Origin of the sequence: Leclercia sp. (assembly GCF_036780805.1) — a bacterium.
In the GTDB taxonomy this organism is placed as follows: Bacteria; Pseudomonadota; Gammaproteobacteria; order Enterobacterales; family Enterobacteriaceae; genus Enterobacter.
Map to the genome: position 1 here is coordinate 391,002 of NZ_DAIQCE010000001.1, position 13,790 is coordinate 404,791.

Annotated in this window: 15 protein-coding genes and 1 tRNA gene; 9 read left to right on the plus strand and 7 right to left on the minus strand. The window is 55.7% G+C overall.

Annotated features, from left to right (window positions below):
• Position 1: 1 nt before the first annotated feature.
• Positions 2-91, plus strand: a tRNA-Ser gene (locus V7Q49_RS01680).
• Between the two features lie 162 nt (positions 92-253).
• Here V7Q49_RS01680 and dcuR read toward each other — a convergent pair.
• The 3 genes from dcuR to V7Q49_RS01695 form a co-directional block, all read right to left on the minus strand.
• Positions 254-979, minus strand: a complete 726-nt coding sequence (dcuR, locus tag V7Q49_RS01685; RefSeq protein WP_333849003.1) for a two-component system response regulator DcuR — start codon at positions 977-979, stop codon at positions 254-256.
• A complete protein-coding gene (locus V7Q49_RS01690) occupies positions 976-2,580 on the minus strand; it encodes a sensor histidine kinase (protein WP_333849004.1) in 1,605 nt (534 codons plus the stop codon). Before V7Q49_RS01690 ends, dcuR begins: the two co-directional genes overlap by 4 nt.
• 132 nt (positions 2,581-2,712) lie before the next feature.
• Positions 2,713-3,786, minus strand: coding sequence for a porin (locus tag V7Q49_RS01695; RefSeq protein WP_333849005.1), 1,074 nt, complete (start codon positions 3,784-3,786; stop codon positions 2,713-2,715).
• A 652-nt stretch (positions 3,787-4,438) separates the two neighbouring features.
• Here V7Q49_RS01695 and drpB point away from each other — a divergent pair.
• From drpB to V7Q49_RS01715, 4 genes are read left to right on the plus strand one after another with little or no spacing between them, the layout of a single operon-like run.
• A complete protein-coding gene (gene drpB, locus V7Q49_RS01700) occupies positions 4,439-4,711 on the plus strand; it encodes a cell division protein DrpB (RefSeq protein WP_333849007.1) in 273 nt (90 codons plus the stop codon).
• Between the two features lie 41 nt (positions 4,712-4,752).
• Complete coding sequence (locus tag V7Q49_RS01705) at positions 4,753-5,448, plus strand: phosphohydrolase (protein WP_333849008.1); 696 nt, start codon at positions 4,753-4,755, stop codon at positions 5,446-5,448.
• Between the two features lie 50 nt (positions 5,449-5,498).
• Entirely contained in the window at positions 5,499-6,929 is a 1,431-nt protein-coding gene (locus V7Q49_RS01710) for a DNA cytosine methyltransferase (RefSeq protein WP_333849009.1), read from the plus strand.
• Entirely contained in the window at positions 6,913-7,404 is a 492-nt protein-coding gene (locus V7Q49_RS01715) for a very short patch repair endonuclease (RefSeq protein WP_333849010.1), read from the plus strand. Before V7Q49_RS01710 ends, V7Q49_RS01715 begins: the two co-directional genes overlap by 17 nt.
• Here V7Q49_RS01715 and yedA read toward each other — a convergent pair.
• The gene (gene yedA, locus V7Q49_RS01720) at positions 7,376-8,290 is read right to left on the minus strand and encodes a drug/metabolite exporter YedA (RefSeq protein WP_333849011.1); all 915 of its coding nucleotides are present in this window, start codon (positions 8,288-8,290) and stop codon (positions 7,376-7,378) included. The two genes, V7Q49_RS01715 and yedA, sit on opposite strands and share 29 nt — an antisense overlap.
• Before the next feature lie 177 nt (positions 8,291-8,467).
• Here yedA and V7Q49_RS01725 point away from each other — a divergent pair, with 177 nt between their 5' ends.
• The 3 genes from V7Q49_RS01725 (at position 8,468) to dgcQ (ending at position 11,427) form a co-directional block, all read left to right on the plus strand.
• Positions 8,468-9,385, plus strand: a complete 918-nt coding sequence (locus tag V7Q49_RS01725; RefSeq protein ID WP_333849012.1) for a DUF808 family protein — start codon at positions 8,468-8,470, stop codon at positions 9,383-9,385.
• A gap of 78 nt (positions 9,386-9,463) precedes the next feature.
• A complete protein-coding gene (locus V7Q49_RS01730) occupies positions 9,464-9,646 on the plus strand; it encodes a YodC family protein (protein WP_333849013.1) in 183 nt (60 codons plus the stop codon).
• A gap of 104 nt (positions 9,647-9,750) precedes the next feature.
• Entirely contained in the window at positions 9,751-11,427 is a 1,677-nt protein-coding gene (gene dgcQ, locus V7Q49_RS01735; protein WP_333849014.1) for a cellulose biosynthesis regulator diguanylate cyclase DgcQ, read from the plus strand.
• Here dgcQ and V7Q49_RS01740 read toward each other — a convergent pair.
• Both V7Q49_RS01740 and yodD read right to left on the minus strand, forming a co-directional pair.
• Positions 11,409-12,221 (minus strand): mannosyl-3-phosphoglycerate phosphatase-related protein, encoded by an 813-nt coding sequence (locus tag V7Q49_RS01740; RefSeq protein WP_333849015.1) that lies wholly within the window; start codon positions 12,219-12,221, stop codon positions 11,409-11,411. The two genes, dgcQ and V7Q49_RS01740, sit on opposite strands and share 19 nt — an antisense overlap.
• A 297-nt stretch (positions 12,222-12,518) precedes the next feature.
• Positions 12,519-12,746 (minus strand): YodD family peroxide/acid resistance protein, encoded by a 228-nt coding sequence (yodD, locus tag V7Q49_RS01745; RefSeq protein ID WP_333849016.1) that lies wholly within the window; start codon positions 12,744-12,746, stop codon positions 12,519-12,521.
• A 127-nt stretch (positions 12,747-12,873) separates the two neighbouring features.
• On the opposite strand from yodD, the gene dsrB reads away from it, so the two are divergent.
• Positions 12,874-13,062, plus strand: coding sequence for a protein DsrB (gene dsrB, locus V7Q49_RS01750; protein WP_333849017.1), 189 nt, complete (start codon positions 12,874-12,876; stop codon positions 13,060-13,062).
• Between the two features lie 100 nt (positions 13,063-13,162).
• On the opposite strand, the gene rcsA is transcribed toward dsrB, so the two are convergent.
• Complete coding sequence (rcsA, locus tag V7Q49_RS01755; protein ID WP_333849018.1) at positions 13,163-13,786, minus strand: transcriptional regulator RcsA; 624 nt, start codon at positions 13,784-13,786, stop codon at positions 13,163-13,165.
• Between the last annotated feature and the right edge of the window lie 4 nt (positions 13,787-13,790).

Sequence of the window (13,790 nt, forward strand, 5' to 3'; positions counted from 1 at the left end):
CGGAGAGATGCCAGAGCGGCTGAATGGACCGGTCTCGAAAACCGGAGTAGGGGCAACTCTACCGGGGGTTCAAATCCCCCTCTCTCCGCCACTTCCTCTCTTCAGACCGTCTTCCCGCTCCCTTTCTAGTCAGACATCCTGTGCGCTGGTACCTTATCATTCCACTTACGTTAAGTAACCGCCCTTTACCGCTGCAAAACAATATATGTGAACTAAATCAGGATGTTTACCCGAATAGTTTGTATTACGGGCGTTACGCCTGGTGGCAATATTGCCGAAGCAGGGCGACCTGCTCAGGACGCAGTCGATAGCGATACACGGGTCGGCCGGTGGCACCATAGTGAATGCTGGTGTGCAGAATGTTGATCTGGGCCAGCCAAATCAGATATTTGCGGCAGGATACCCGGGAAATATTGACTGCGCTAGCCAGATCGTCGGTCGAAAACTCCGTCCCCGGATGGGCATCAATCCACAGGCACAAGGTGCGCAGCGTCTGAGGGGTGAGCCCTTTCGGCAGGCGTCGGCTGTCCGCCAGCCCAGGCGCGCCACCGCGCAACAGCCGGTCGACATCAGCCTGGTCATGATACTGATGTGACGCCATCAGCGCCTTTTTCTCGCGCCAGCCGTTCAGCGCTTCTTCGAAGCGCGGGAACTGGAAAGGTTTGATGAGATAGTCCACCACCCCGTAGTGCATCGCGGTCTGAATGGTGGCGGCATCGGAGGCCGAAGTGATCATGATGACATCGGTATCGCGCCCGGAGGCGCGGATAACCGGCAGCAGGTTCAGACCGTTTTCGTGCTGCATATAGACATCGAGCAGGATCAGGTCGACCTGCCGGGCGGCATTGTTCACTACGATCCCGGCTTCCGCCAGCGAGGTGGCTACGCCGCAGCAGCAAAAACCGTCCACCCGGTTAACGTACTGGCGGTTAAGATCGGCCACCATGTCATCATCATCAACAATCAAAACATGTATCACGTGCTCTTCCTTTCACTGTCCCAGGGGAGCTGAACAAAAAACTGGGTAAACACCCCCGGTTCAGATTCGACGGTAATGTCCCCGCCCAGGTTTTCAATTTGCTGACGGGCGAGGAACAGCCCCACGCCCCGGTTTTCCCCTTTGGTGGAAAATCCTTTGTTAAAGATGGCCTGCAGATGGTCGGGAGTAATGCCCGGCCCGTCGTCACTCACCTCCGCATTGAGCCAGCCCTGCTGATAGTGCAGCAGCAGGCCGATCTCCCCTTCAGGCTGTGCATCCAGCGCATTCTCAATCAGATTTCCGAGCACGGTGACCAGCCCCGCGACCTGCTGTTCATTGGGGTTATCCGGCACCTGGCTGGCGTCGGAGAGCGTCAGGCTAAACCCCAGCTCTCTGGCGCGGTTAATTTTGCCCAGTAAAAATCCAGCCACCACCGGTGACTTCACCTTGCGCTGCAGCGTACCGACGTCGCTCTGCCAGGCATTGGCGGTCAGCAGGACGTACTCTTCCAGTTTGGCATAGTGCTTCATATGCAGCAGCCCGAGGATCACATGCAGCTTATTCATAAATTCATGGGAGTGGCTGCGCAGCACATCCAGATAGCTCACCATCCCGTCCAGCCGCTGTAGCAGCTGGCTGATCTCGGTCTTATCGCGGAAGGTGGTGATGGCCCCCATCAGCTGGTTCTCGCTTTTGACGGGGAGGGTGTTGCAGAGTAACAGCCTGCCATGACAGTTGATCTCCTGATCCTCACGCGGCAGCCCGGTTTGCAATACCTCGCGCAGGTTCGCCAGCAGCGGTGCCTCGTGCAGGGCATGGCTGCTGGCGTTGGCATTGAGAATCTGTCGGGCGGCGTGGTTTATCATCGTCATATTCCCCTGCCGATCCACCGCGATCACTCCCTCGCGCAGGGATTGCAGCATCGCCTGACGCTGTTCCAGCAGGGCGGAAATCTGATACGGCTCCAGACCCAACAGCACGCGCTTGAGCATCCGCACCAGCCCCCATGCGCCGAGCGCGCCGAGCAGGGCGCTGAACAGCACCAGCCAGATGGCATCCCAGCGGTTGCGGGCGATCTGCTGCTCCACTTTGTTCAGGGAGATCCCCACCGCGACGACCCCAATCTGCTGATGCTGCGCGTTATAGACGGGGGTAAACACGCGCAGCGCCTCATCGAGCACGCCGTGGTTAATGGCGACATTCTCTTTATCCTCCAGAGCAGGCCGGAGATCGTCACCAATAAAGGTTTTGCCGATCAGAGCGCTGTTGGGATGCGAATAGCGGATCCCGCGCATGTCTGTGACGACGGCAAACAGCAGTTTATTGCGCTGCATCACCGTCCAGGCGACAGGCTGGATGATATTGCTGTCCGGGGGCAAGGACAAGCCGCGGATTACTTCCGGACTGTCGGCCAGGGTTCTGGCGACCGCCAGGGCGGTATCGCGCACGCCATCGCGCGTGGCCCGGGTGATTTGCGCAAAATAGAGGACAAAAATCACCAGCAGGATCGCGCCCGTCACGCTGTAGACCATCAGCGTGACCAGGGTGTTCAGTTTCATTGGGCGCTTGTGCGTAGGCGGAAGAGGCGGCAGATCGCGCATTGAAACTCCAGGGCAGGCGGAAAAGCGGGCATTATCGCTGATGGCGCTAGTTTGTTAAAGCTATGTAAATCTGTGAGGGGCAGAAAACAAAAAGCCCGCGTATCAGCGGGCTTTGATTGGGAACCATGTCGTTTAGAACTGGTAAGTGATACCCAGCGCAAACTGGTCATCGGCATGGCCACCGGTTCTGGCCGCGTCGTCTTCATCCAGCAGGTTGAACTTGTACGCGGTATAGACGTTCATGTTCTTATTGAAGTAGTACCAGGTACCCAGTTCAATATAGTTCACGAGGTCAGCGTTAAAGCCGCGAACACCGCTGCGTTCACCCAGATCTTTGCCTGTGGAATAGACATAGCCCAGAGAAGGACGCAGGCCGAAATCAAACTGATACTGCACCACGGCTTCGACGTTCTGGGTTTTGTTGGCAAAACCGACGCTGTCAGCCCAGGTCATGTTGCGGGTTTCACCGTACATCACGGCGGCGTACAGGTTGTTGGCATCATATTTGGCCGCCAGCGACCAGACTTCAGCGGTATCGCCAAAACCGTCAGCAGACTGCTTGTTGGTGCGATCGGACTTGCCGTACACGCCCACGAAGCCGAAGCCATCGAAGTTGTAGTTCAGGGAGGTGCTGTAACCGTCGCCGTTAGCTTTCTTCTCCTGACGATCGTTATTTTTGCCCTGGTACTGCACGGCAAAGTTCAGACCTTCAACCGCGCCGAAGAAATCGGTGTTGCGATAGGTCGCCACGCCAGTGGTTCGGCCAGTCATAAAGTTATCGGTGTGAACCCAGGAGTCGCCACCCCATTCCACCAGCATATCGGTATAAGCGCCGGCGTCGTATGCCACGCCGTAGTTACGGCCATAGTCAAACGAACCGTAGTCGCCAAATTTAAGGCCCGCGAAAGCCAGACGGCTGCTCTCATCCTGCTCGCCTTCCGGGGTGCTGGCGGTCATGTTGTACTCAAACTGACCGAAACCGATCAGCTCGTTGCTGATTTGGGTTTCGCCTTTAATACCGAAACGGGCATAGGAGGTATCAGCGTTTTCACTGTTGCTATCATCAGTCTTGTCCCAGATGCGCTCGCCGACCATTTTTCCGTACAGATCGAACTTATTGCCGTCCTTGTTGTAGATTTCAGCCGCATTTACCGCGCCAGCGCTCAACAAAACAGGGACGAGAACTGCCAGAACTTTTCTTTTCATTATATATTCCCTTCAATGTATTTTCTTAATGAATATACGCAACCCTCTCCGGGTTACGGGGTCAATACTATTTCAGGGTGGGTTTTTACCCTTTAACAATAAATGTAACTAAATCATTTAGATTATTTCAAAATATTAATAATGGTGTCACCATATGTAATAATTATGATTATAACAATAGTATTTACATTATTTATTGATATGTATTTCATGGGCTTATGGGTGAGTGTGGATTTATTGAAAAAATGAGGGTAGAGCAGTCAGCGGATCGGCCAGTAAAAAAAGCCCGATAAGAATATCGGGCTAAAAATTAGGGGGTAATTTAAACGTTTTTAATAGTGAGGCGATAAAAAAGCACATAACCCCGACATCATTGCACAGTTGATCAATTTAGAAAATATTTTCCGTAAATAATAATATTGAAAAAGCTTTGCCCGCTTTCTCTTGATGATGGTTATTTCCCGCCTGAATAAATACGCTTAAATAATAAATGTGCTCAATATAAAATTGCGGAAGATCAATGTTGCGCCTATGGGCAGCGAAAAATTAGCACCAGAAGAGTGCGTTTAATTGAAAAATGTGATTTATTTCACGGTTTAGATTGGCGATGTGAATGTGGTAGCTATACTGCCGTGAACAAGGAAAGGACAACATGGAACAAAAACACGATCGCAGCCTGGGGGGCAAGCTGGCCCTGTGGGTGTTTTACGCCTTTTGCGGCTATTTTATCTGGGCGATGGCGCGCTATCTATGGATCGTCAGTAAAGTCAGTTCGGTACCGGGGCCGTTGATCGAGGGCGATCTCGGCTCAACGTCCGGCAAATGGCTGAGTGCTTTGTGCGGCTTTCTGCTGTTAGGCGCGGTGGGGACAATCCTCGGCGCCATTGCCTGGTACACCCGGCCACGTGATGTGCCAGAAGAGTAAATAGTTGCTATTGTACGGTTTTTCACTTCAGGGAAAGCGCTATGGAACTCGTGCAATGGCAGCAACGTTTTGAAGGCTGGCTGAAGGCGCATCATGCCACCGATGATACCGCCCACGATCTCTCCCATTTCCGTCGGGTCTGGAACACCTCACAGCGGCTGATGAAGGACCAGCAGGTCGATGCGCTGGTCATTCTGACGGCCTGTTATTTTCACGATATCGTCAGCCTGCCTAAAAATCATCCGCAGCGGGGCCGCTCGTCGCAGCTGGCTGCCGAAAGAACGACGGCCATCCTGCGCGAGGACTTTAGTGATTTCCCTGCCCAGCATTATGCCGCCATCGAGCATGCCATCGAGGCGCACAGCTTCAGCGCGGGCATTACGCCGATTACCGCAGAAGCGAAAATTGTGCAGGATGCCGACCGGCTGGAGGCCCTCGGCGCGATTGGCCTGGCGCGCGTCTTTGCCGTGTCCGGCGCGCTGGGGGTGCCACTCTTCGACCCGGAAGATCCCTTTGCCGATGCGCGTGAGCTGAACGACCGGGCGTTTGCGCTGGACCATTTCCAGACCAAACTGCTCCGCCTGCCAGAGACGATGCAGACCGCCGCCGGTCGGCAGCTTGCGCGACAGAGTGCCGATGTGCTGATCCAGTTTATGGCCCGGCTCAGTGCCGAGCTACGCGGCGATTACGACGGCATCGATGCCGCGGTGTTGCAGCGTTTCCGCGACAGTCTGTAATGCCTTTCTGTGTTACTCTCTCATCAGTCCCTTTTGGTCCGGTTAAATCTATGCAGGAAAATGTATCAGTGATGGAGTCCGCGCGTGTGCTGGCTGAGAAATCAACGGCGTCGGTCCAGGCGTTATTGTGCCAGCTGCTGGAAATTTACGATGCCAGAACGCTGGCTCATCTTCTGAATGCTCAGGGCGACAGCCACTGGAGCCCGGCGATCCTCAAGCGACTGGTGACCAGCGAGCGGGCAGGCCGCCGCCTCAGCGACGGTGAATATAGCGTGCTGCAAAACCTGCTCCCGCGCCCCCCGGCCTGTCATCCTCACTATGCCTTCCGGTTTGTCGATCTGTTTGCCGGCATTGGCGGCATCCGCCATGGTTTTGAGGCGATTGGCGGCCAGTGCGTGTTTACCAGCGAGTGGAACAAACACGCGGTGCGGACCTACAAGGCCAACTGGTACTGCGATCCGGATGCGCATCAGTTCAATGATGACATCCGCGAAGTGACACTCAGCCACCAGAGCGGCATTACGGATGACGAGGCGGCGGAGCACATCCGCAACGCCATTCCGGCGCATGACGTGCTGCTCGCCGGCTTCCCCTGTCAGCCGTTTTCGCTGGCCGGGGTATCCAAGAAGAACGCCCTGGGCCGCGCGCACGGTTTTGCCTGCGACACCCAGGGAACGTTATTCTTCGACGTGGCGCGTATCATTGACGCCCGCCGCCCGGCGATCTTCGTGCTGGAAAACGTCAAGAATCTGAAGAGCCACGACGGGGGCAAAACGTTCCGCATCATCATGCAGACCCTCGACGATCTGGGGTATGACGTGGCGGATGCCGCGGAGAGCGGGCCTGACGATCCTAAGATCGTCGATGGCAAACATTTCCTGCCCCAGCATCGCGAGCGCATTGTGCTGGTGGGCTTTCGTCGCGATCTCAACCTGCGGGGCAACTTTACCCTGCGCGATCTCCCCGGGCTGTGGCCGACCCGTCGACCGACCATTGCCGATCTGCTCGAGCCCGTCGTGGACGCCAAATTCATCCTCACCCCGGTGCTGTGGAAGTACCTGTATCGCTATGCCAAGAAGCATCAGGCGAAGGGCAACGGGTTTGGCTTCGGGATGGTCGATCCGACGAACCCGCACAGCGTGGCCCGCACCCTGTCGGCGCGCTATTACAAAGACGGGGCCGAGATCCTGATCGACCGGGGTTGGGATAAAGCCCTCGGCGAGCGGGATTTCGACGATCCGCAAAACCAGCGCCACCGTCCTCGCCGCCTGACGCCGCGCGAGTGCGCCCGTCTGATGGGCTTTGAAACCCCGCAGGGCTACCAGTTCCGCATTCCGGTATCGGACACCCAGGCCTACCGTCAGTTTGGTAATTCGGTGGTGGTTCCGGCGTTTGCCGCCGTCGCCCGACTGCTGGAATCGCGTATTCTGCAGGCGGTACAGCAACGCAAGGCTGAGACTGTTAATGGCGGACGTTCATAATAAGGCCACCCGCAGCAAAAACATGCGCGCCATCGGCACGCGGGATACGGCCATTGAAAAACGGCTGGCGGGTCTGCTGACGCAGGTCGGTTTTGAGTTCCGCGTGCAGGATGCCCGCCTTGCCGGGCGGCCCGATTTTGTCATCGATAGCCACCAGTGCGTGATCTTCACCCACGGCTGCTTCTGGCATCGCCACGACTGCTATCTGTTTAAGGTCCCGGCGACCCGCACCGACTTCTGGCTGGATAAGATTGGTAAAAATGTAATACGCGACAACCGCGATATCGCCTTGCTACAGCAGCAGGGCTGGCGGGTGCTGGTGGTGTGGGAGTGCGCGCTGCGCGGCAGGCTGAAGTTGGATGATATGGCGCTCACCGAGCGGCTGGAGGAGTGGATCTGCGGCGGTGGCGAGACCGCGCAGATCGACACTCAGGGTATCCGCCCGCTTAGGGTTTCTCCGCCCGACATGGCGTAACCACCGGTTTAGCCGGTAACAGATACTTGCCTAGCGTCACCAGCACCACCGCCATAATAATGATCCCCAGCGCTATCCACTCAACCGCAGAGAGCGATTCCCCGCCGAGGCCCGTCCCCAGCAGCACGGCGACCACCGGGTTCACGTAGGCATAGCTGGTGGCCACTGCCGGCGAAACATTGCGGATCAGGAACATATAGGCATTTATCGCAATCACCGAGCCGAAAATCGCCAGATAGCCCACCGCCAGGAAGCCTGACGTGTCGGGCAGGGCGGTCAGCTTCTCGCCGGAGAGCAGCGACGCCACCAGCAGCACGATCCCAGCGGTGACCATCTCAATGGCCCCGGCCATCATCCCGGTGGGCAATTCGATGCGCGAGCCGTACACCGAGCCCAATGCCCAGCTCATGGAGCCGATCAGGATCAGCACGGCACCCCACGGATTACCGCTCAGGTTACCGCCGCTGTTGAGCAGAATGATGCCCGCCATTCCGATAGCGATCCCCAGCCACTCCAGCTTGCGCGTTTTGATGCCAAACAGGCGGCTGAAGCAGAGGGTGAACAGAGGCACGGTGGCGACCACCACCGCGGCGATCCCGGAGGGCACGTTCTGATGTTCCGCCACGGTGACAAAGCCATTCCCGACCGCCAGCAGCAGGACGCCGATCAGGGCGGCGTTGAGCAGCGGGCGCAGCGGCGGCAGCTTATGGCCGCGCAGGAACAGAAACGCGAGCAGCAGCGTCCCCGCAGAGAGGAAACGCACCCCCGCCATCATTAGCGGCGGCCAGCTCTCCACGCCGATACGGATCACGAAGTAGGTGGAACCCCAGATGATATAGAGCGCAAACAGCGCCCCCGCTAATGGTAAGACTTGCCTGAAACGCATACTCCCTCACGGCGTAATAAAAAGGTCGCGTATAGTTAACGTGAAAACTATCACGCTGGCGAGTCCTTTAATTGTTCAAGGGTTGTGAATTGTTTGTTGACATAAAGGGGATGGTTTCAGGCTTCCGGGTTTTACTCCATACTGTTCAGGTTATTAACAAAATGAAGGAATGTAATTTTGGCGGGAAGTAGCTTATTAACACTGCTGGATGATATTGCCACGCTGCTGGACGATATTTCGCTGATGGGAAAACTGGCGGCCAAGAAGACCGCGGGCGTGCTGGGAGACGACTTGTCTCTTAATGCCCAGCAGGTCTCGGGCGTGCGCGCTAATCGTGAACTGCCGGTGGTCTGGGCCGTAGCGAAGGGGTCACTGCTCAATAAAGTGATCCTCGTGCCGCTGGCGCTGCTGATCAGCGCCTTTATTCCGTGGGCCATTACGCCGCTGCTGATGGTGGGCGGGGCGTTTCTCTGCTTTGAAGGGGCGGAGAAAATTTTGCACTCGCTTGAGTCGCGCAAAAATAAAGGGAAGGAGAGTCCGGAGGCGCGACAACAGCGTCTGGAGGCGCTGGCAGGCCAGGATCCTGTCACCTTCGAGCGGGACAAAGTTAAGGGGGCGATCCGCACTGACTTTATTCTGTCAGCTGAAATTGTCGCCATCACCCTCGGCATTGTGGCGGATGCGCCGCTGCTGAACCAGGTGCTGGTGCTATCCGGGATTGCCTTTCTGGTCACCCTGGGGGTCTATGGCCTGGTAGGGATCATCGTTAAAATCGATGATGTCGGCTACTGGCTGAGCGATAAAACCAACGCGCTGGCAAAAATGACCGGTAAAGCCCTGCTGGTGATGGCGCCCTGGCTGATGAAGTCCCTGTCGGTGATCGGCACCCTGGCGATGTTCCTGGTTGGCGGCGGGATTGTGGTGCACGGGATTGCCCCGCTGCATCATGCCATCGAACACTTCGCCCAGGCACAAGGTGCTGTTATTGCAACCGTTTTACCCACGTTAATCAATCTGGTGATCGGCTTGATCATTGGCCTTATTGTGGTCGCGGTCGTCACAGTTGTGGGGAAAATGCGAGGTCGATCGCATTAATAACTTCAAGCTATACCAGGCATAACTGTTATTCCTCGACTAAATTGATACAGTTTCACACTGATAAAGGAGGCGGTTATGGTCTTTCTGGTCAGCGATGAAGTTAAGCCAAAAAACGGCGGTCCACACATGGTCGTTACCGGCTATGCAAGCGGAATGGTGGAGTGTCGCTGGTACGACGGTTACGGCATCAAGCAGGAAGCGTTTCGTGAAGATGAGCTTCAGCATGGTGACGGCACCCGGCGACAGGACAAGGCTTAAGTCACGCTACGCCCGGCAATGCCGGGCGTTTTTGTGCACTATAATCGCTAACAGGTAGTAATATTACCGTCCCCGCCGGTGCGAATGGTTTTCAGGGAGTGTGTGTGCAGCCCGACGATATTGTAAGAAAAGCGTTTTTTTCGGCACGTCATCATTTTCATCCGGGCCGGGTTGTTAACATTTGCTTTATTGCCGTCCTCATTTTCTCCACGCTATTGACCTGGCGCGAGGTTGTGGTGCTGGAAGACGCCTACGCCGCCACGCAGCACAACCATCTCGAGAATGTGGTCAACTCGCTGGATCGCCAGCTACAGTTCAGCGTCGAAAAACTGCTCTTCTTTCGCAACGGCATGCAGGATGCGCTTGAAACCCCGCTTGCTTCTACAGTGCTGAGCGATACCGTCTCACACATCAGCGATCTGCGTGAAAAAAACGCCTGGCATCTGACCTTTGACGCGCGGCGCACCTTAACCCTGCATGGCGTTTCCGATGCCTTTGTTGAGCAAACAAACAGTCTGGTACGCGACGACGAACGGCTGGAACAGGAGATGAGCGCCGCCTTCGAAATGGGCTATCTGCTGCGCATTAATGCCCCTTCAGCGCAAGCCAGGCGCGTCGTCTACGCCTCGCGGGCCGGGTTTTACGTCTCGACCGATCCCAATGATGAGGGGCGGGACATTACCAGCCGCTACTATCGTCTGGTGACCAGCCCGTGGTTTACCCAGCAATCGGAGCGCGACAATCGGGCCCGCAGCGTGCGCTGGTTTACTCAGCGGGCTGAACGCGAACAGGTCGTTACGGTCAGCGTGCCGGTTGACTATCAACAGTACTGGTACGGCGTGCTGGCGATTGAATTTACCCTCCAGGGGATGAAGAAACTGCTACAGGATGCGGTAGACGGTAACGGCGAAGGAGAATTCCAGCTTTACGACAACGGTTTTCATCTCCTCGCCACCTCAGAGAGCGTTGCCGCTAACGTGAACCATTTTGACGCGCGCGAGCTGGCGCAAATTGCCGGGGTGATGGCGAAAGATACGGGGGGCGAAATCCGCCTGGGAAGCCGTTACGTTAACTGGCAGCACCTGGACCACTTCGACGGGGTCCTGCTGCGTATCCATACCTTAAGAGAGGGCGCACAAGGCGATTTTGGCAGCATCACCATCGCGCTGGCGCTGCTGTGGCTGTTGTTCACCGGGATGCTGATTGTCTCGTGGGCCGTGATCCGCCGGATGGTAAGCAACATGTACCGGCTGCAACACTCGCTCCAGTGGCAGGCCTGGCATGACCCCCTGACGCGAATCAATAACCGCGGCGCGCTGTTTGAGCAGGCGAAAGCGCTGGCGAAGCGATGCCAGCAACAGCATCGGCCGTTCTCGGTGATGCAGATGGACCTTGACCATTTTAAATGCGTTAACGACAGATATGGCCATCAGGCGGGCGACAAGGTACTCACCCATGCGGCCCGGTTAATTACCAGCACAATACGCAAGGCGGATGTCGCCGGGCGCGTAGGTGGCGAAGAGTTTTGCGTGGTTCTGCCGGGGGCCGGGCCTGAAGAGGCGATGCAGATTGCTGAGCGGATCCGCGAGCGCATCAACGACCGCGAAATCCTGGTGAAAAAGAGCGAGACCACGCGCATTAGCGTGTCAATCGGCGTCAGCAGCGCCCTGGAAAGCGATAATTATGACTTTGAACAGCTGCAGTCCGTCGCTGACGCCCGTCTCTACCAGGCGAAGCAGCGAGGACGCAACCGGGTGGTCGGTCAGGACGATATGAAGTGATCCAGCCCTTCACGCCAGCCCGCAGGGCCGGGCTGTTGGGTATGGTAAACCCGCTCCGGATTGTCGTTTTTAAGCTGTATGCCCTGGCGGTTGATGCCTTTGACCACCACCGCCAGGTCCACGCTGTCCAGCAGCGGGGCGTCGTTAGGTCCATCGCCCAGCCCTAAGGTGGTGGGCAGCATGCCATCGCGCTGCAGGTACTGCTCGTTGAGCCAGTTAATGGCCTGATCCTTGCCGCCCCGGGCATCGAGGATGTGCCAGAAGCGCGCCCCCTGTACAAACTTCAGCCCAAGCGCTACCAGCGCCGCTTCAAAAGCTGCCATTCTCTCGTCGCTGTCACGCCAGATTAGCGTAACCGAGGCTTCATGCAGCCGCGCCAGCATCGCTCTGTCGCGGCTGAGCCCGGTCCACTCGCTAATCACCCGGTCGTCAACATCATCGAAGGTGGTGAACTTGTACCCTGCGTCGGCGCGCAGCCGATTGATAACCTGGACGATATCGTGATGGGGAACGCCGTTAATCAGCCGAGGGGCGTCGGGATGATCGTTCCAGCGCACATCCAGCTGGATCACCGCGCCGTTTTCGGCAATGAAGGGCAGGCCATCCAGCCCGAGATCGCTCTGGATCTCCAGCATCTCCGCCGCGGTTTTGCTGCTACAGAGAATCACCGGGATTTGATGGTCCTGTAAGGTCTCCAGCCAGCCAGCAGCGGGCTGCCAGTTGTAGGTGTGAATGTCCAGCAGCGTGCCATCCAGATCGCTATAGATGAGCAGCGGGTCCTCAAGTGAAGGCATAGCATCTCCCGTAACAGTTGAAGGTTGCGGATAGGATTTTTCTTAAAAAAAGGAACGGTAAAAGTTTCGCTTATGGAACCGATCCCGTTCAGGCCGCGCCCCAGGCCTGTCGACAACCATAACTAAAACTTTAATTTCGCGTGGCAACTATAAATGTGCAAAATATATTCTTGTTTTACAAAAATTTTGCAGATAATGTCTACACGACATCAGATTTCCTGGTGTAACGAATTTACAAGTGCTTCTTGCATAAGCAAGTTTGATCCCGGTCACCCCATGACCGGGATTTTTTTCGCCTCAGCGATTCACTTCCGTCACGCTAAAATCATGGATATCAAGCTCGAAGGCCTCAGCCAGCTCGCGCCAGGTATGGTAATCCCGATCGTTTACGCGTACCCGGGTGGGGTCATCTTCAACCCGTTTTACCTCACTCTCGCTGATTTCATTGATCGCGGCGAGCAGGGCATCGACGTCAACATTCACTTCTCGCTTTGCCGTTTCGCTGTACTCTTTTGCGGTCTTCATCACTCACTCCTCACTATAAGTGTCCATCAGTAAGTATAGACCGCCGATAAAAGCGTCAATCGCGCGGCAACTCGCTGCCAGTTTTCACGTTTTGTTCTACACTGGCTCAAAACCAGAGGAGGATTTTATGAAGGTCAACGATCGGGTAACAGTCAAAACGGACGGCGGAGCGCGCCGCTCGGGTGTTGTACTGGCGGTTGAGCAGTTTAATGAAGGTACGATGTATCTGGTGTCACTGGAAGATTACCCGCTCGGGATCTGGTTCTTTAACGAGCTTGGCCACCCTGACGGCATTTTTGTCGAAAGCCAGGAGTAACGCCTGTGTCGGGTAGCGCGGGCTGGCCCGACCCGAATCGAGCTGGGGAAAAATCTCTGGCATAGCCAGAGATTGGAGAGTAATTCAAAAGGGGAGGGGGTTAACGCAGGTTAACGTAAATTCCGTTGGTCACATTGTCCGTCAGTCGTACGACATGATAGATCACTTGCTTATTATGCGTTTTTATCTTCCTTTTAATATTTCCTTTATGTGACGACACGGTCTTGGCTTTGATATTCATCTGATCGGAAATCTGAATGGTTCCCTGTCCTGCCATCCACATTCGCAGCATACTGGATTCAGTTCGGCTTAATGATAAAGTCGGAAAATTAACTTCCGCTACACTCTTTATCTCTTTGCTTAAATAATCTCCCACCAGATCATCCAGCGATTCGGGCTTAATAGATTTCGAACTAATCAGAAGATTCTGACGCACCCGTAAATATTCATCGAAATGGAGATTAGCAATGGCCATAAATACAATAAACAGCGTGCCGGGATGCTGATTAATGATGTGCTTTATTTGCTGACTGTTGGCGGGGTCGTGAATGAAACAGTCCTCATTAATAAACACCACGCCTGGCGTCAAGGCTTCACATGCGGCGGCAAGTTCGTCGACAGTGTGTACGTCGTTGATCTCTTTTTTCTTGACCCCTCTGCTGGCCAGATACCCGGTTAACCCTAGCCGGGTGTAACTGCATAAATCCATAATGATCGTTGACATGGCA